Below are 16,627 nucleotides of genomic sequence, written 5' to 3'. Positions count from 1 at the left end.
CGCCGTCTCCGGTGGCCTCGCCCACGTCTACCGCACCGACCGCCCCGGGCGGCTGACCCACGACGACCTCGCCCCCCGACCCGCGCCGGTCACCGGCGCGGTCGGCGTCGCGTCGGCTCATGGCGTACGCGGGGTCAGGACTTGTCGCCGAAGCGCTCGCGCGCCACGGCCTCGAGCGCGTCGGAGAACTTCGGCATCTCCACGCGCAGCCTGGCGATCGCTTCGTCGGTGAAGTGGATCAGCTCGAGGGGGGTGAGCGCGACGACGCTGGCGGTGCGCAGCGAGTGGTTCATCAGGGCGGCCTCGCCCATGATGTCGCCCTCGCCGAGCTGGGCGATCTCGGTGCCCTTGTGGCGCACCGAGACGGTGCCGGAGAGGATGACGTAGGCCTTGTCGGCGGGGGTGCGCTCCCAGATCGGCGACCAGCCCTCGGGCAGGGTCACCCGGGTGCCGGCGGAGCTGATCTTGGCGATCTCCGCCGGGCTGAAGGCGCTGAAGAACGAGTCGGCCATGGCTGGTGCCTCTTCCTGGTGCGTGCGTGTCGCGTGGTGCTCCCCGCGCGGGATCCTCCCGGAGTCGCTGCCGCGTGGCAAGCGGTCCGGGGGGCCCTACGGCGAGCGGGTCGACCGCCGTGGCCGCGGCCGCCGCTGCGCGCCCTGGTGACGCCCGGTGCGCGCGACTGCCGCCCCGTCACGACGGGTCGGGAGGAAGTGTAACTGCGCGTTACAGCAGGCGTACGCCGATGCGGCCGCGCCGCCCGGGTGGTCTGGTCGGGTGGCGCGGCCGGCTGGCCAGCTGGTCGGTCGGCTGGCCGGTGCGGTGCGGTGCGGTGCGGTGCGGGTCAGGCGGTCGGCAGCGGGTCGCGGGTGACGGGGCAGCTCATGCAGCGCGGGCCGCCGCGCCCGGAGCCGAGCTCGGAGCCGGCGATGCGGACGACCTCGATCCCGGCGTCCTCGAGGCGGGCGTTGGTCTCGTCGTTGCGCTCGTAGGCGACGGCGACCCGGGGGGCGAGGGCGAGGGTGTTGTTGCCGTCGTCCCACTGCTCGCGCTCGGCGGTGACCGGGTCGAGGCCGGTGTCGATCTGGTGCAGCTGGTCGATGCCCATGGCGTCGGCGGCGGCCTCCAGGAAGGGCCGCGGCTCGCCGACCCGCAGCACCAGCTCGTCCTCGCCGGCGGCGGGGTCGGCGGCGGTGACGGTGTAGGCCTGCAGGGTGTGCGCGACGTTGGGGTACATCACGATCTTGTCGACGTCGACCAGCGTGCAGATCGTGTCGAGGTGCATCGTCGCGCGCTCCTGCGCGATCGGCACGGCCAGCACGGTGTGGGCCAGGTCGGCGTGGAAGACCTGGCGCGCCAGCGACTCCACGCCGGCGGGGGTGGTGCGCTCCCCGACGCCGATGGCGATGACGCCGGGGGCCAGCAGCAGCACGTCACCGCCCTCCACGTGCTCGGCGTGCCAGCCGTGGATGCGCAGCGAGCCGGCGAAGCGCGGGTGCTCGGTGTAGATCAGCTCGGTCAGCTGGGTCTCGCGGCGCCGCGCGGGCATCGCCAGCGAGGTGATCGCGACCCGGTTGCGCACCCACACGCTGGAGTCGCGGGTGAAGAGCAGGTTGGGCAGCGGGTCGACCAGGAAGTCGTCGCTGGCCAGCAGCGAGGTCACCAGGCCGTGGCCGCCGCGCACCTCGTCGTTGCGGATGCCGGCGGTGAGGTAGCCGGCCAGCTCGCTCGGCGTCGCGTCGCGCAGCGCGCGGGAGAGGTAGGTGCGCAGGGTGTCGCCCAGGTGCAGCCCCGACAGGCCGGTGGTGATGGCGTGGTTGCGCGCCGACTCGCTCTCGAGGGTCTCGGCGAGCAGCTCGGTGAGGTAGAGCACCTCCACGTCGCGCGCCCGCAGCGCCTCCGCGAAGGCGTCGTGCTCCTCCTGCGCGCGTGCCACCCAGGGCAGACCGTCGAAGAGGAGGCGGTCGTTGTTGCGCGGCGTGAGGCGCTTCAGCTCGTCGCCGGGGCGGTGCAGCATCACCGTGCGCAGCCGCCCGACCTCGCTGTCGGCGTAGTGCGTCGGGTTCTCGTGCGTCGAGGTCATGGGCCCAGCCTAGAGAGGTACGCCGGTCGCGCGCCGCTGGCCCGCCGCGTGGTGCGCGGAGGGGGCCGTCGGTGACGTCGCACGCGGTCACGTCCTACTGACCGTTGCGACCACTGGCCGGGCGTCGTGACTGTCAGGTGGTGGTCGCAACGGTCAGTAGGACGCGGAGCGGGCGCGGATCGGGCGGGGCTCAGTCGAGCAGGTCGCGGGCCAGGGCGGCGGCGCGGGCGAGCACGGTGCGGGCGGGCAGGCCGAGGGCGGTGGCGGCGCGGGCGACATCGTCCCACTCGGGCTGGGCGGTGACGACGCGGCCGTCGAGGGTGGAGAGCTTGACCGCGACGCGGTGGCCGTCGAGGTCGACGCCGGCGAGGGTGCGGGGGAGCGCGTGCTTGGTGACGGGGTGCTCGCGCAGCCCGATCGCGGAGGTCTCGCGCAGCGCCACGTCGCGCACGGCGGCGACGCGGGCCGGCACGACCAGCACCGACAGGGTGTGGGCGGGGCGGCCCTTCTTCATCAGCACCGGGGTCAGCCACGCGTCGGCCGCCCCGGCCGCGAGCAGCGCGTCGAGCACGCCCGGCCACACGCGGGGGTCGAGGTCGTCGACGTTGGTCTCCAGCACGACCTCGGTGGTGGTGTCGCCCGCGCCGGGCGCGCCTCCCGGGCCGCCCGCTCGGGGGGCGACGTCGACGGGGTCGCCGAGGAGCAGGCGGAGCACGTTGGCGTGGCCGGCCGGGTCGCGCCCGCCGGCGCCGACGCCGACCGCGCAGACGCGCAGCGGCGGCTGGGGTCCCCAGCCGGCGGCCAGCGTGGTGAGCAGGGCCGCCCCGGTGGGGGTGCACAGCTCCTGGGCGGGGGCGCCGGCCGGTCCGGCGTACGACGGGGCGCCGCGCAGCAGCTCCACGACCGCGGGCGGCGGCACCGCCAGCACGCCGTGGGCGCTGCGCACCGTGCCCGACCCCACCGCGACCGGGCTCACCGTGAGCCCGCCGGGCTGCGCTGCGGGCTGTGCTGCTGCGGCGGCTCCGGGGTGCAGGCCGAGGTGGACCACGCCGGCGCAGACGCCCACCACGTCGGCGATGGCGTCGAGGGCGCCGACCTCGTGGAAGTGCACCTCGTCGGCGGGGTGGCCGTGCACGGCGCCCTCGGCCGCCGCGAGGCGGGCGAAGACCGCCAGCGCGAGGTCGCGTACGGCCGGCGCGAGGTCGGCGGCGCCGAGGAGGGTGCGCACATCGCGCCACGTGCGGTGGGTGGTGGAGTCGGCGACGACGACGTGGCAGCGCACGGCCGCGAACCCGCCGCGCCGCACCTGCTCGACCTCGAGGCGCACCGGCTCGGGGGAGACCGCGTCGACGGCCGCCTGGAGCACCGCCAGCGGCACCCCCGCGCCCAGCAGGGCGCCGAGGAGCATGTCGCCGCTCGCGCCGGAGGAGGCGTCGACCCAGGCCGACGCGCGTGCGGCGCCCTCGTGGTCCGCGCCGCCGGCCTCGCCCGCGCCGTCCGCCTCGCCCGCGCCGTCCGGGCGACCGGCGGGCCGCACCGGGTGGTCGCCGCTGGGGGCGTCGGGGTCGCTCACGGGCGCGGCGCTGCCCGCCGGGCCACGCGGGCGGCGAAGACGCCGGCGCCGTAGCCGTTGTCGACGTTGACCACGCTCACGCCGGGCGCGCAGGAGCTGAGCATCGCCAGCAGGGCGGTGACCCCGCCGAGCGAGGCGCCGTAGCCGACCGAGGTGGGGCAGGCCACCAGCGGCACCCCGACCAGCCCGCCGACCACCGAGGGCAGGGCGCCCTCCATGCCGGCCACCACGACCAGGCAGTCGGCCGCCTCGAGCCGCTCGCGCACGGCGAGCAGCCGGTGCAGGCCCGCGACGCCGACGTCGTCGATGCGCTCGACCCCGGCGCCGTGCACCCGCACGGTGAGCTCGGCCTCGGCCGCCACGGGGGCGTCGGAGGTGCCGGCGGCCACCACGAGCACCCGCCCGGCGGGTGTCGGGAGCGGGCCGAGGGTGGCCGCGCGGGCCACCGGGTGCAGCGCGGCCTGGGGCAGCTCCTCGGCGACCGCGGCCAGCGCCTCGGGGGCCAGCCGCGTGGCGAGTACCGCGCGGTCGGGGTGCTGGGCGTGCAGTCGGCGCAGGATGGCGACGACCTGCGCGGGGGTCTTGCCCTGCCCGAAGACGACCTCCGGGTCGCCGGTGCGCGCGGCCCGGTCGAGGTCGAGGCGGGCGAAGCCGAGGTCCGCCGTACGCCCGTCGGGAGCGTCGGGAGCGTCGGGAGCGTCGGTGGAGTCGGCCCCGTCCACGCCGTCCGGGTGCTGCTCCGAGGGCGAGGTCATGCGCGGAAGGGGTCGGCGGGGTAGACGCCGAGGATCTTGACGTCGGTGGTGAAGAAGGCCAGCTCCTCCAGGGCCCGCTTGAGGCCGGGGTCGTCGGGGTGGCCGTCGACCTCGGCGAGGAACTGGGTGGCGGTGAACTGCCCGCCGACCATGTAGCTCTCCAGCTTGGTCATGTTGACGCCGTTGGTGGCGAAGCCGCCGAGCGCCTTGTAGAGCGCGGAGGGCAGGTTGCGCACGTTGAAGATGAAGCTCGTGACCACCGGGCCCGAGCCGGGCGCGGCCTCGACGAGGTCGCGGGAGAGCACGACGAAGCGGGTGGTGTTGTGGTCCTCGTCCTCGACGTCCTCGGCTAGCACCTGCAGGCCGTAGATCTGCGCGGCCAGCGGCGGGGAGATCGAGGCCTGGGTCGGGTCGCCGGCCTCCGCGACCTCGCGCGCCGCTCCCGCGGTGTCGCCGGAGATGACCGGCGTGAGGCCGTGCTCCCGGATCACCTTGCGGCACTGGCCCAGCGCGTGCACGTGGCTGTGCACGGTGTCGATCGACTCCAGGGTCGCGCCCGGCACGCCCAGGAGGTGGAAGCGGATGCGCAGAAAGTGCTCGCCGATGATGTGCAGCCCCGAGTCGGGCAGGAAGTGGTGGATGTCGGCGACGCGCCCGGCCAGGGAGTTGTCGATCGGGATCATGGCCAGGTCGGCCTCCCCGGACTCCACGGCGGCGAAGACGTCCTCGAACGACGCGCAGGCCAGCGCCTCCCAGGAGGGGTAGTGCTCCTGGCACACGATGTGGGAGTTGGCTCCCGGCTCGCCCTGGTAGGCGATGCGTCGCTGGTTCGGCACGCGGGCAGTTTAGGTTGAGCGGCGTGATCGCTGTCGTCGTGCTCTCCCTGGTGGTCGCCCTCGCCGCCGTCGCCCTCGCCGTCGTGGCGCTGCGTCGTACGGCGGCGCCCCCGGCCGGCGACGCCGAGGCGCTGCCCGCCGACGTCGAGGGCCTGCGCCGCGAGGTCGCCGCCCTGCGCGCCGAGGCCCGCGACGCCCTGCGCCACCTCTCGGTCGTGCGCTACGACGCCTTCGGCGACATGGGCGGCCACCTCTCCTGGTCGCTGGCCCTGCTCGACGACTCCGGCCACGGCGTCGTGCTGACCTCCATCCACGGCCGCTCCGAGGCCCGCACCTACGCCAAGACGATCGTCGCCTGGCGCTGCGAGCAGCAGCTCTCCCCCGAGGAGCAGGAGGCCGTCACCGCGGCCCGCCCGGGCAAGGGCTGAGCGGCTCGGCGGGTCACAGGCTCGGCGGGTTTCCGGCTCGGCGGGTTTCACCAGCCGGCTGGCGAAACCCGCACTGGTCGGCCCACGCACGGGCCGACACGTGCGGGTCCGGGCCGACAGGTGGCCGCTCGGCCGGCGGGCGAGCACCGCGCCGGCCTGGCTCGGCGCCGGCCGGGCCGCGGGTGCGGGCCCAGGAGCCGGGGTCGCGTCGTCTCCCTGGCCGGCCCGCTCACCCCTCCGGCCACGATCGGTTGACCACCGCAACCGTCGGCGTACCGTTCACCGGGTCATCGTCAGCCACGTGAGCACCCAGCCGCAGGAGCACCCCATGTCCCACCAAGCCGTGGCCACCGACCACAGCGCCGCGACCCGCTCGAAGTGGTGGACCCTCGCCGCGGTCTGCACCGGGGTGTTCATGCTGCTGCTCGACATCACGATCGTGAACGTCGCGCTGCCCGACATCCAGCGTGAGCTCGACGCCTCGCTCTCGGACCTGCAGTGGGTCATCGACGCTTACGCCCTCAGCCTCGCCGCGCTGCTGCTCACCGCGGGCTCGCTGGCCGACCTCTTCGGGCGCCGCCTGGTGTTCACCTTCGGCCTGGTGCTGTTCACGATCGGCTCGGTGGCGTGCGGCGCCGCCCAGGACATCCTCCTGCTCACGCTGGCCCGCGCCTTCCAGGGCATCGGCGGCGCGGCGATGTTCGCGACCGCGCTGGCGCTGCTGGCCACGGCGTACGTCGGGCGCGACCGCGGCGTGGCCTTCGGCGCCTTCGGGGCCACCACCGGCGTCGCCGTCGCGATCGGCCCCGTGCTCGGCGGCGTGCTCACCAGCGGGCTGTCATGGCGCTGGATCTTCTTCGTCAACATCCCCATCTGCGTGGTCGCGATCGCGATCACGCTGCTGCGGGTCAAGGAGTCGCGCAACCCCCACGCGGGCCGGCCGGACTGGTTCGGCTTCGTGACCTTCAGCCTCGCGCTGGGCTCGCTGGTCTACGGCCTCATCGAGGCCGGCCAGGACGGCTGGGGCGACCAGCGGGTGGTCGGCTTCCTGGTGGCCGCGGCGGTGCTGATGGCGGTCTTCCTGGTCAGCCAGGTGCGCCAGCGCTCCCCGATGCTCGACCTGGGCCTGCTGCGCAAGCCGACCTTCGTCGGCGGCCTGGTGGCCGCCTTCGGCGTCTCCGCCTCGATCTTCTCGCTGCTGACCTACCTGGTCATCTACGTCCAGAACGTCCTCGACTACTCCGCCGTCGGCACCGGCGTGCGCTTCCTCTTCCTCTCCGGCGCCTCCTTCGTGGCCGCCGCGGTGGCGGGCCGGCTGACCGAGAAGGTGCCGACCAAGTGGCTCATCGGCCCCGGCTTCCTCGTGCTGGGCGTGGGGCTGCTGCTGGTGCTCGGCATCGAGGACGACTCGTCGTGGACCCACCTCATCCCGGGCCTGCTCGTCTCCGGTCTCGGCATCGGCCTGATCAACCCGCCGCTGGCCTCGACCGCGGTCGGCGTGGTCACCCCGGAGCGCTCGGGCATGGCCTCGGGGGTCAACTCGACCTTCCGCCAGGTCGGCATCGCCACCGGCATCGCCGCGCTCGGCTCGATCTTCGGCAACCAGGTCGCCGACGCCGTCACCTCCGACCTCACCGGCCAGGTGCCCGACCAGGCCCTGCCCGGCCTGGTCGCCGCGCTCTCCGGCGGTCAGGTCCAGGCTGCGGCGCAGGGCGCCCAGGCCGCCGCGGCCTCCGGGGCCGGGGGTGCCTCGGCCGGCCAGCAGGCCTACGACCTCGTCAACGGCGTCGGCACCTCCGCGGTCGTCGACGCCCTCAACCACATCACCGCCATCGGCGCCGGCATCGCCTTCGTCTCCGGGATGCTGTGCCTGCTGCTGATCCGCCAGAAGGACTTCGTGGTCCACGGCGCCCCGCCCGCCGAGGCGTCGGCGCAGCAGCCGCCTCAGGGCTCCAGCGTGTAGCCCAGCCCCGCGGAGGTGATGAGGTGCCGCGGGTGGGCGGGGTCGTCCTCGAGCTTGCGCCGCAGCTGCGCGGCGTAGACCCGCAGGTAGTGGGTCTCGGAGTGGTAGGCCGGCCCCCACACCTCCCGCAGCACCTGCTCGCGGGTCACCAGCCGCCCCAGGTGGCGCGTGAGCAGCTCGAGGAAGGCCCACTCCGTGGGCGTGAGCCGTACGTCGTGCCCGCGCCTCGCGACGCGCTTGCGGGCCAGGTCGATGCGCAGCTCGCCCACGACCACCACGGGCTCGGCGGGGGCGGCGGTCTCGGCGGCGCGGCGCACCGCGGCCCGCAGCCGGGCCATGAGCTCGTTCATCGCGAAGGGCTTGGTGACGTAGTCGTCGGCGCCGAGGTCGAGCGCCTCGACCTTGTCCTCGCCGTGCTGGCGCGCGGAGAGCACCACGATCGGCACGCTGGTCCAGCCGCGCAGACCGGTGATCACCTCGGTGCCGTCGAGGTCGGGCAGGCCGAGGTCGAGCAGCACCACGTCGGGGCGCCCCCCGGCGGCGGCCTCGAGCGCCGTGCGGCCGTCGGGGGCGGTGGTGACCTCCCAACCGGCGGCGCGCAGGTTGACCGCGAGGGCGTGGGCCAGCGGCGCCTCGTCCTCCACCACCAGCACCCGCGGGCGCGCCCGGGCGGGGGCGTCCTCGCCCGACCCGTGCGCGGGCGACCGGTCGGTGCGCTCCGGCCCGCTCACCGGGCCACCCCCTCGGACCGGTCCTCGTCGGCCACCGGTCGGTGGGCCGCTCCGGTGGTGGGCCGGGTCGCGGGTCCGGCTGCGGGCTCCGCCGCACGCCCGGCCGCGGGTCGGGTGGCGGGTCCGGCGGCAGTTGCGTCGGCGGGTCCGTCGGCCAGGGGGTCCCGGCCGGCGCCCGACCGCGGCACCGACAGCACCATGGTCAGCCCGCCGCCGGGGGTGTCGTCGGCCTCGAGGGTCGCCCCCACCGCCTCGGCCAGCCCGCGGGCGACGGCCAGGCCGAGCCCGAGCCCGCCGGGGGAGCGGTCGCCGAGGCGCTGGAAGGGCTCGAACATCCGCGCCCGCTCCGCCGGCGGCACCCCGGGGCCGCGGTCGACCACCAGCACCTCGACGCTCGTGGGCTGCACGTGGGCGAGCACGCGCACGGCCACGCCGTCGGAGACCCGCACGGCGTTGGCGACCAGGTTGGCGACGACGCGCTCGAGCAGGCCCGCGTCGGTGCGCACCAGCGGGGTGTCCTCGGCGACCTCGAGGCTCACCGCCCCCGGGGCGTGGCCCGACACCGCCAGGGGCAGCACCTCCTCCAGGCTCCGGTCGGCGAGCACCGGGTGCACCAGCCCGGTGCGCAGCCGCGAGAGGTCGAGCAGGTTGTCGATGAGGCCCTCCAGCTGCTCGGTCGAGGCGCCCACGCTGCTCACCAGCGCGGCCCGGTCGGCCGGGTCGAGGTCGCCTCCTCCCGGTCCGCTGCCGATCAGCCCGTCGACCGAGGCGCGCATGGTGGCCAGCGGGGTGCGCAGGTCGTGGGAGACCGCCTGCAGCAGGGCGGTCGAGGTGGCCTCGGCGCCCTCGAGGGCGACCGCGCGCTCCTCGCGCGCCCGCAGCCGGCGGTGCTCCAGCACGAGGGAGGCCTGCACCGCGAAGGCCTCCAGCACCCGCTGGTCGCTGGCGCGCAGCGTCTCGCCGCGCAGGCACAGCTCGTGCAAGTCGTCGACGCGCACGCGGGTGTCGGCGGCCTCCGGCGTCGCGGCCGGGCCGTCGCCGGAGGCGGCCACGACCCGCCACCCGGTCGGCGCGGGCGCGGCGCCGGTCGACCCCGCGGTGCCCGGCGTACGGCCCGAGGAGGCGTCGGCCCGCCCGTCGGCCCCGCCGGCGTCGACGGAGGCGGCGGCACCGCGGGCCAGGAGGGCCACCGAGGTCTGCCCGAAGACCTCGCGCACCCGCTCGGTGACGGCTTCGGCGGTGTCCTGGCCGGTGAGCACCGAGCGCGACAGCGAGGCCAGCGTGGCCGCCTCGGTGCGGGCGCGCAGGGCGTCGGCGGCGCGGCGCGAGGCCCGGTCGACGACCGAGGCGACCCCGGCGGCGACGGCGACGTAGACCAGCAGGGCCACGACGTCGGTGGGCTGGGCGATGGTGAGCCGGCCGACGGGCTCGGTGAAGTACCAGTTGAGCAGCACGAAGCCGAGCAGCGCCGCCAGCAGCGCCGGCAGCAGCCCGCCGACGAGGGCGACCAGCACGGCCGCCGCGAGCAGCAGCATCTCGGCGAGCGGCAGCTGCCCCGGGCCCTCGACGCGGGTCAGCACGGCGGTGAGCAGCACGGGGAGCAGCAGTGCGCTGAGCCAGCCGGCGACCTGGCGCGAGCGCGACAGCGGGGAGAGCAGCGGGCGGCCCTGCAGCCGCCGGCCGACCTGGTCGTGGGTGACCAGGTGCACGTCGATGGCGCCGGCCAGCGAGGCGATCCGGTCGCCGCTGGAGCCCACGAGCAGCCTCCGCAGCCGGCCGTGGCGGCTCACGCCGACCACGACCATGGTGGCGTTGGCGCCCGAGGCGAAGTCGACCACCGCGGCCGGCACGTCCTCGCCGACCACGGGGTGGAAGCTGCCGCCGAGGTCGGCCACCAGCTGCTGGACCCGCGCGATCGGCTCGCCGCCCTGCGGGCGCAGCCCGTCCGTGGCCAGCACGTGCACGGCCATCAGCTCCGAGCCGGCCGCCCGCTGGGCCAGCCGGGCCCCGCGGCGCAGCAGGGTCTCGCTCTCGGGACCGCCGGTCACGGCCACGACGATCCGCTCCTTGGTCGGCCACGTGTGCGCGATGCGGTGGGCGCGGCGGTAGTCGCCCAGCGCGTCGTCGACCCGGTCGGCCAGCCACAGCAGCGCCAGCTCGCGCAGCGCGGTGAGGTTGCCGACGCGGAAGTAGGAGGCGAGCGAGGCGTCGACGTTCTCGGGGCGGTAGACGTTGCCGTGGGCCAGGCGCCGGCGCAGCGCGTCGGGGCTCATGTCGACCAGCTGGATCTGGTCGGCGGTGCGCACGACCTCGTCGGGCACCGTCTCGCGCTGGCGCACCCCGGTGATCCGCTCGACCTCGTCGTTGAGCGACTCCAGGTGCTGGATGTTGACGGTGGTGACGACGTCGATGCCGGCCGCGCGCAGCTCCTCGACGTCGCCGGCGCGCTTGTCGTGGCGCGAGCCCGGGGCGTTGGTGTGGGCCAGCTCGTCGACCAGCACCACCGCGGGCCGCCGGGCCAGCACGGCGTCGACGTCCATCTCGGTCAGGCGGGCGCCGCGGTGCTCGACCACCCGGCGCGGCAGCACCTCCAGCCCGGCCACCGCGGCCTCGGTGTGGCGCCGGCCGTGGGTCTCGACGTAGCCGACAACCACGTCGGTGCCCCGCTCCGCGCGCCGGCGGGCCTCGTCGAGCATCGCGTAGGTCTTGCCGACCCCGGGCGCCGCGCCGAGGTAGACCGTCAGCCGGCCCCGGCGCGCACCCTCCATGCCCCGATCCTCCCACCGGCCCGCGCGCGACCCCAGCGCCACGACGTCAAGGAAGCGTCAAGACCCGACCGCCCGCACCGGACCGGAGCCACGGCCCGGGTCTGCGCCGCTGCCGCACGGCGGCGACGTACGTCGTGTCAGCGCGGCACGCGCACCAGCACGCGGCCGTGCACGCACTCCATGCGCAGCTCGCAGCCGGGGCCGATCGAGTCGCCGTCGAGCTGGCGGGGGGTCTCGGTGGCGGCGCGGACCACGACGGAGTGACCGGTCATCCGGTTGACCAGCTCGTCGGTGTGCTTGCGCTTGAGCAGCACCCGCCAGGCCAGTGGGATCCAGGAGAGGAAGTTGCGCGGGTGGAGGATGACGACGTCGAGGGTGCCGTCGTCGATGGCGGCGTCGGGCAGCAGCGGCATGCCGGCCTGGAGGAAGCCGACGTTGCCGACGACCACGGTGCGGGCGCGGTGGATGGTGGGCTCGCCGCCGTCGACGGAGATCTCCACCTTCACCGCGGGGAACATGATCGACTTCAGCCCTGAGAGCACGTAGGCCAGCCAGCCCACGCGCTTCTTGATGTCCTCGTTGACGCCCTCCATGATCGCGGCGTCGAAGCCCATGCCGGCCATCACCATGAAGTGGCTGTCCTCGATGCCGTCGCCGCTGACGGCGACCATGTCGATCGCGCGGTCCTGGCCGGTGAGGGCGACGTCGATGGCGGCGCGGATGTAGAGCGGCACGGCGAGGTTGCGGGCCAGCAGGTTGCCGGTGCCGGCCGGGATGATCCCGATCGGGATGCCGGTGCCGGCGAGCTCGGCGCAGACCTCGCGCACGGTGCCGTCGCCGCCGCACACGATGACCAGGTCGGCGCCGGCGACCGCGGCGGCCTCGGCCATGCCGGTGCCGGGGTCCTCGACGGTGGTGAGGTGCCAGCGCGGCTCCGACCAGCCGGCCTCGGCGGCCATCGCGGAGACGGTGGCCTGGAAGGCCTCGACGCTCTCCACCTTGATGGGGTTCAGGACGACGTGCAGGCGCCGGGCCGAGGGGTAGGGGTCGGGCAGCGGGTCGGACTTGACCGCGTGGCTGCGCGGCAGCGGGGAGTAGAGGGCCAGCACGAGCAGCGCGACGCCGACGCCGAGGAGCACGCCCGCGGTGACGTCGGTGGTGTAGTGGCGCCCCAGCAGGACCCGGTCGGCGCAGACGACGACCACGAGGACGGCGACGGCGCCGAAGGCCAGCCGCCGCACCCCGGCGCGGCGTACGAGCATGACGACGAGCACGACGACCACCGCGCCCCAGGCGGCGATGGAGGAGGCGTGGCCCGACGGGAAGGCGTTGGAGGAGAGCACGGCGTCGGGGTTCTGCCACGGCGGGCGCTCCCGGCCCACGGTGAGCTTGAGCCCGGTGGTGGCCGCGGAGGTGATCGCCATGACGAGCACGGCGTAGAGCGCGGCGCGGCGGTGCCCGCGGGTGAACATGAGCACCGCCACGACCGCCGTGAGCACGGTCATGCCGACCGTGCCGAAGGCCGCCTCCACCAGGTGCAGCGGCGTGCGCAGCCAGCCGAGGTCCACGGCCCAGGCCTCGATCGGGTCCCCGCGCTCGTCGAGGCCGCTGAGCGGGCCCCAGGCCTGGGTGACGGCGAGCGTGAGCAGGGCGAAGGCCACGAAGCACGCGCCGGCCCAGCTCAGGAGGACGAGGCGGGGGCGGTCGAGCACCCGGACAGTATGCCGACGCCCCGGGGGGCCTGTGGAACTCGCGTGAGGCGGCGCCGCCCGCCCCGATAGCCTCTCACCATGATCGACCCCCGGATCCTGCGAGACGACCCCGACCGCGTGCGCGCCGCCCAGGCCAAGCGCGGCCTGTCCGACGCGGTGGTCGACACCGCCCTGGCCGCCGACGCCGCGCGCCGGGCCGCGATCGGGGAGTTCGAGGCCAGGCGCGCCCAGCAGAAGCAGCTGGGCAAGCAGATCCCGCAGGCCCAGGGCGAGGAGAAGCAGGCGCTGCTGGCGCAGACCAAGACCCTGGCCGCCGAGGTCAAGGCGGCCGAGGCCGCGCAGGGCGAGGCCGAGGAGGCCTGGCGCGCCGCGCTGCTCAGCATCCCCAACCTCGCCGACGAGCAGACCCCGGCCGGGGGTGAGGACGACTTCGTCGTGCTCGAGACCGTCGGCACGCCCCGCGACTTCGCCGCCGAGGGCTTCGAGCCGCGCGACCACGTGGAGCTGGGCCGCCTGCTCGGTGCGATCGACCTCGACCGCGGCGCCAAGGTGTCGGGCTCGCGGTTCTACTTCCTCACCGGCGTCGGCGCCGAGCTCGAGCTGGCCCTGGTCAACCTGGCCATGGAGCAGGCCCGCGAGGTCGGCTTCACCCAGGTCATCGCGCCCTCGATGGTCAAGCCCCGCGCCATGGACGGCACCGGCTTCCTCGGCCAGGCCGCCGACGACGTCTACCGCATCGAGGGCCAGGACATGTACCTCGTGGGCACCTCGGAGGTGCCCATGGCGGCCTACCACTCCGACGAGATCCTCGACGGCGCCTCGCTGCCGCTGCGCTACGCCGCCTTCAGCCCCTGCTTCCGCAAGGAGGCCGGCTCGCACGGCAAGGACACCAAGGGCATCATCCGGGTGCACTGGTTCGACAAGGTCGAGATGTTCGTCTACACCACGCCCGAGGAGGCCGTCGCCGAGCACCAGCGGCTGCTGGAGTGGGAGAAGATGTTCCTCGACAAGCTCGAGCTGGCCTACCAGGTCATCGACGTCGCCGCCGGCGACCTCGGCCTCTCGGCGATCCGCAAGTTCGACTGCGAGGCGTGGATCCCCACCCAGGGCAAGTACCGCGAGCTCACCTCGACCTCCAACTGCACCGAGTTCCAGACCCGCCGCCTCGACACGCGCGCCCGGTACGCCGCCGGCGCTGCGGCCGGCGAGGGGTCGGGCGGCAACGGCGGCGGCAGCGGCACCGAGGTCGGCCCGGTCGCGACCCTCAACGGCACGCTGTGCGCGATGACGCGCACCATCGTGGCGATCCTCGAGACCCACCAGCAGGCCGACGGGTCGGTGCGGGTGCCGAAGGCGCTGCAGAAGTGGATGGGCCGCGAGGTCCTCGAGCCGCTGGAGCCCGCGCGTGGCTGAGCTGGTCACCGAGCCCGGCGGCTCCGACGGCGCCGACCGGCGTCCCGCCCCCGGCCCGGGCTGGCGCCCGCGGCTGGTGGCCCTCGACATCGACGGCACGCTGCTGCGCTGGGTCGACGGCGGAGGGGCGGCCCACGAGGAGATGTCGGAGGCGGTGCGCGAGGCCGTCCGGGCCGCCCGCGACGGGGGCGCCCACATCGTGCTCTCCAGCGGGCGCAGCCCCCACAGCATGACCGACGTGGCCGACCAGCTGGGCCTGGGCAGCGAGGACGAGCCGGTCTGGGTCGTGGCCTCCAACGGCGCGGTCGTCTTCCGCTACCCGCCGCTCGACGTCGTGCTGGAGGAGACCTTCGACGCCCGCGCCGCGGTCGCCGCCGTGCTCGCCGAGCACCCTGACGCCATCGTGGCGGTCGAGGAGCGCGGCGTGGGCTACCGGCTCAACAAGCCCTTCCCCGAGGGCGAGCTCACCGGGGAGATGATCCTGGCCGACGTCGAGGACATCGTGGCCGAGCCCGTCAGCCGCGTCATCATCCGCGACCCCGCCGCCACCGCCGACGACTTCGTGGCCCTCGCGGCCCGTCTGGGCCTCCAGGGCACCGACTACGTCGTGGGGTGGACGGCCTGGCTCGACCTCGCCGCCGCCGGGGTCTCCAAGGCCTCCGGCCTCGACCACGTGGCCGCCGAGCTCGGCGTGACCGCCGACGACGCGCTGGCCATCGGCGACGGGCGCAACGACCTCGAGATGCTCGCCTGGGCCCGGCGCGGGGTGGCCATGGGCCAGGCCGTGCCGGAGGTGCACGCGGTCGCCGACGCCACCACCGCCAGCGTCGACGACGACGGTGCCGCCGTCGAGATCCGCCGCTGGTTCCCCGCGTGAGCGGGCAGGCGGCCCTCGTGGCCGGGCCGCCGCGCGTGGTCTCCACCGAGCGGCTGGCGCTCGTGCTGTGGTCCCCCGAGGTCGCGGCCGACGTGCGGGCGCGCCGCCGACGTCCCGAGTTCCACCCCGACTTCCCGCGCCCCGACGACGCCGACGCCGCGACCCTGTGGGTCGACGACGACGCCTGGGGGCCGCGCAGCATCGTGCGCGGTCGCACCGTGCTCGGCTCGATCGGCTTCTTCGGTCCGCCCGAGCCCGCGGCCGACGCCACCCCCGAGACCGAGGTCGGCTACGGCCTGGTGCAGGAGGCGTGGGGCTGGGGCTTCGCCACCGAGGCGCTGCAGGGGCTGCTCGCCCACACCGACCACGTGGGGGTGCGGCTGCGGGCCGGCGTACGCCCCGACAACCGGGCGAGCGTGCGCGTCCTCGCGAAGTGCGGCTTCACCGAGCTGCGGGGCTCCGACGAGGAGGGCCGGCTGATGATGGCGAGGCCCCTGCCGGGCACGGCCTCGCCGCTCGCGGGCACCGGCGCGCGGCGCGCCGCGGAGCGCGAGCAGGACCGGCTCGAGCGGCTCGAGCAGGAGCGGCTGAAGCAGGAGCAGGCGGCGACCGACCCCGCGACCGGCCCGACGACCGACCCCGCGACCGGCCCGACGGCCGGCGCGACGCCGGCGGAGGAGACACCGTGAGCCTGCCCCGTCTGGTCGCCACCGACCTCGACGGCACCCTGGTCCGCTCCGACGGCAGCGTGTCCGACTACACCCGCGAGGTTCTGCTGGGCGTCGAGCGCCTCGGCGTGCCCGTCGTCTTCGTGACCGGCCGCCCGCTGCGGTGGGCGCGCGACGTCTTCGACCACGTCGGCGACCACGGTCTGGCCGTGGTCTCCAACGGCGCCCTGCTGTGGGACGTCGCCGCCGACCGGGCCCGCCTCGAGCGCGCCATCTCCGCCGAGGACGCCCTGGCCTTCTGCCGCGACCTGCGCGCGGCCGTGCCGGGCACGGCGTTCGCGGTGGAGGACCTCGACGGCATCGCCCTCGAGCCGGGGTTCATGGAGCGCCACCCGATCCCCGATGCCAGTCGGCGCGCCCCTCTCGAGGAGCTCATGGACCGCCCGGCGCTCAAGCTGCTGGCGCGCCACGAGGAGCTCGACGCCCAGGACTTCTGGGACCGTGCCGAGGCCGCCACCGGCGGCCGGCTCACCATCACCTGGTCGTCGTCGAGCGCCCTGCTCGAGGTGAGTGCGGCCGAGGTGACCAAGGCCTCGACGCTGGCGATGCTCTGCGCCGACCTGGGGGTCGAGGCCGTCGACGTCGTGGCCTTCGGCGACATGCCCAACGACCTGCCGATGCTCGGCTGGGCGGGCACGGCCTACGCCATGGCCGACGCGCACCCCACCGTCACGGCCGCCGCCGACCACGTCGCGCCGGGTCACGACGAGGACGGTGTGGCCACCGTGCTGGCTGGTGTGTTCGGGCTGTGATCTGGTCTCAT

14 protein-coding genes are annotated in these 16,627 nt (G+C 75.4%); 6 read left to right on the top strand and 8 right to left on the bottom strand.

Going from position 1 to position 16,627, the window contains the following annotated elements:
• Window positions 1-134: 134 nt before the first annotated feature.
• From LPA27_RS16150 to LPA27_RS16130, 5 genes are all read right to left on the bottom strand, one after another.
• Window positions 135-512, bottom strand: coding sequence for a Crp/Fnr family transcriptional regulator (locus tag LPA27_RS16150; RefSeq protein WP_228943093.1), 378 nt, complete (start codon window positions 510-512; stop codon window positions 135-137).
• Window positions 513-841: 329 nt separating this feature from the next.
• Window positions 842-2,080, bottom strand: a complete 1,239-nt coding sequence (locus LPA27_RS16145; protein WP_056865184.1) for an arginine deiminase — start codon at window positions 2,078-2,080, stop codon at window positions 842-844.
• Between the two features lie 190 nt (window positions 2,081-2,270).
• Window positions 2,271-3,653, bottom strand: coding sequence for a nickel pincer cofactor biosynthesis protein LarC (larC, locus tag LPA27_RS16140; protein ID WP_228943092.1), 1,383 nt, complete (start codon window positions 3,651-3,653; stop codon window positions 2,271-2,273).
• Window positions 3,650-4,408 carry a nickel pincer cofactor biosynthesis protein LarB gene (gene larB, locus LPA27_RS16135; RefSeq protein WP_228943091.1) on the bottom strand — a complete coding sequence of 253 codons (759 nt, stop codon included), beginning with the start codon at window positions 4,406-4,408 and terminating at the stop codon, window positions 3,650-3,652. The genes larC and larB overlap by 4 nt, the downstream gene beginning before the upstream one ends.
• A complete protein-coding gene (locus tag LPA27_RS16130; RefSeq protein ID WP_056865186.1) occupies window positions 4,405-5,244 on the bottom strand; it encodes a prephenate dehydratase in 840 nt (279 codons plus the stop codon). Before LPA27_RS16130 ends, larB begins: the two co-directional genes overlap by 4 nt.
• A 23-nt stretch (window positions 5,245-5,267) precedes the next feature.
• Between LPA27_RS16130 and LPA27_RS16125 the strand changes: the two genes are divergently transcribed.
• Window positions 5,268-5,672 carry a DUF4446 family protein gene (locus tag LPA27_RS16125; RefSeq protein WP_082500459.1) on the top strand — a complete coding sequence of 135 codons (405 nt, stop codon included), beginning with the start codon at window positions 5,268-5,270 and terminating at the stop codon, window positions 5,670-5,672.
• 328 nt (window positions 5,673-6,000) lie between these two features.
• Window positions 6,001-7,635 carry an MFS transporter gene (locus LPA27_RS16120; RefSeq protein ID WP_228943090.1) on the top strand — a complete coding sequence of 545 codons (1,635 nt, stop codon included), beginning with the start codon at window positions 6,001-6,003 and terminating at the stop codon, window positions 7,633-7,635.
• On the opposite strand, the gene LPA27_RS16115 is transcribed toward LPA27_RS16120, so the two are convergent.
• The 3 genes from LPA27_RS16115 to LPA27_RS16105 all read right to left on the bottom strand — a co-directional run bounded on the left by LPA27_RS16115 (window position 7,617) and on the right by LPA27_RS16105 (window position 12,846).
• Complete coding sequence (locus tag LPA27_RS16115) at window positions 7,617-8,288, bottom strand: response regulator (protein WP_056865327.1); 672 nt, start codon at window positions 8,286-8,288, stop codon at window positions 7,617-7,619. The genes LPA27_RS16120 and LPA27_RS16115 overlap by 19 nt on opposite strands.
• Before the next feature lie 74 nt (window positions 8,289-8,362).
• Window positions 8,363-11,134 (bottom strand): sensor histidine kinase, encoded by a 2,772-nt coding sequence (locus LPA27_RS16110; protein WP_228943089.1) that lies wholly within the window; start codon window positions 11,132-11,134, stop codon window positions 8,363-8,365.
• A 137-nt stretch (window positions 11,135-11,271) separates the two neighbouring features.
• A complete protein-coding gene (locus LPA27_RS16105; RefSeq protein ID WP_228943088.1) occupies window positions 11,272-12,846 on the bottom strand; it encodes a diacylglycerol kinase family protein in 1,575 nt (524 codons plus the stop codon).
• Between the two features lie 78 nt (window positions 12,847-12,924).
• On the opposite strand from LPA27_RS16105, the gene serS reads away from it, so the two are divergent.
• The 4 genes from serS to LPA27_RS16085 are packed head-to-tail and all read left to right on the top strand — an operon-like array spanning window position 12,925 to window position 16,616.
• Window positions 12,925-14,259, top strand: coding sequence for a serine--tRNA ligase (gene serS / locus LPA27_RS16100; protein WP_228943087.1), 1,335 nt, complete (start codon window positions 12,925-12,927; stop codon window positions 14,257-14,259).
• Window positions 14,252-15,136: an HAD family hydrolase gene (locus LPA27_RS16095; protein WP_267477224.1), complete on the top strand. Its 885-nt coding sequence runs from the start codon at window positions 14,252-14,254 to the stop codon at window positions 15,134-15,136. The genes serS and LPA27_RS16095 overlap by 8 nt, the downstream gene beginning before the upstream one ends.
• The gene (locus tag LPA27_RS16090; RefSeq protein WP_228943086.1) at window positions 15,133-15,825 is read left to right on the top strand and encodes a GNAT family N-acetyltransferase; all 693 of its coding nucleotides are present in this window, start codon (window positions 15,133-15,135) and stop codon (window positions 15,823-15,825) included. The genes LPA27_RS16095 and LPA27_RS16090 overlap by 4 nt, the downstream gene beginning before the upstream one ends.
• Window positions 15,822-16,616 (top strand): HAD-IIB family hydrolase, encoded by a 795-nt coding sequence (locus LPA27_RS16085; protein WP_056865191.1) that lies wholly within the window; start codon window positions 15,822-15,824, stop codon window positions 16,614-16,616. Before LPA27_RS16090 ends, LPA27_RS16085 begins: the two co-directional genes overlap by 4 nt.
• Window positions 16,617-16,627: the final 11 nt, after the last annotated feature.

Source organism: Nocardioides sp. Leaf374, from assembly GCF_916862475.1.
Classification (GTDB): Bacteria; Actinomycetota; Actinomycetes; order Propionibacteriales; family Nocardioidaceae; genus Nocardioides; species Nocardioides kribbensis.
Note: the sequence above shows the minus strand (reverse complement) of the source record. Positions and strands in the feature narration are given on the sequence as shown.

What these genes read in the sequence shown, in the direction of transcription:
- LPA27_RS16145 (WP_056865184.1), bottom strand. Translation starts at nt 2,080, where the DNA reads ATGACCTCGACGCACGAGAACCCGACGCACTACGCCGACAGCGAGGTC.
- serS (WP_228943087.1), top strand. Translation starts at nt 12,925, where the DNA reads ATGATCGACCCCCGGATCCTGCGAGACGACCCCGACCGCGTGCGCGCC.
- larB (WP_228943091.1), bottom strand. Translation starts at nt 4,408, where the DNA reads ATGACCTCGCCCTCGGAGCAGCACCCGGACGGCGTGGACGGGGCCGAC.
- LPA27_RS16110 (WP_228943089.1), bottom strand. Translation starts at nt 11,134, where the DNA reads ATGGAGGGTGCGCGCCGGGGCCGGCTGACGGTCTACCTCGGCGCGGCG.
- LPA27_RS16150 (WP_228943093.1), bottom strand. Translation starts at nt 512, where the DNA reads ATGGCCGACTCGTTCTTCAGCGCCTTCAGCCCGGCGGAGATCGCCAAG.
- LPA27_RS16120 (WP_228943090.1), top strand. Translation starts at nt 6,001, where the DNA reads ATGTCCCACCAAGCCGTGGCCACCGACCACAGCGCCGCGACCCGCTCG.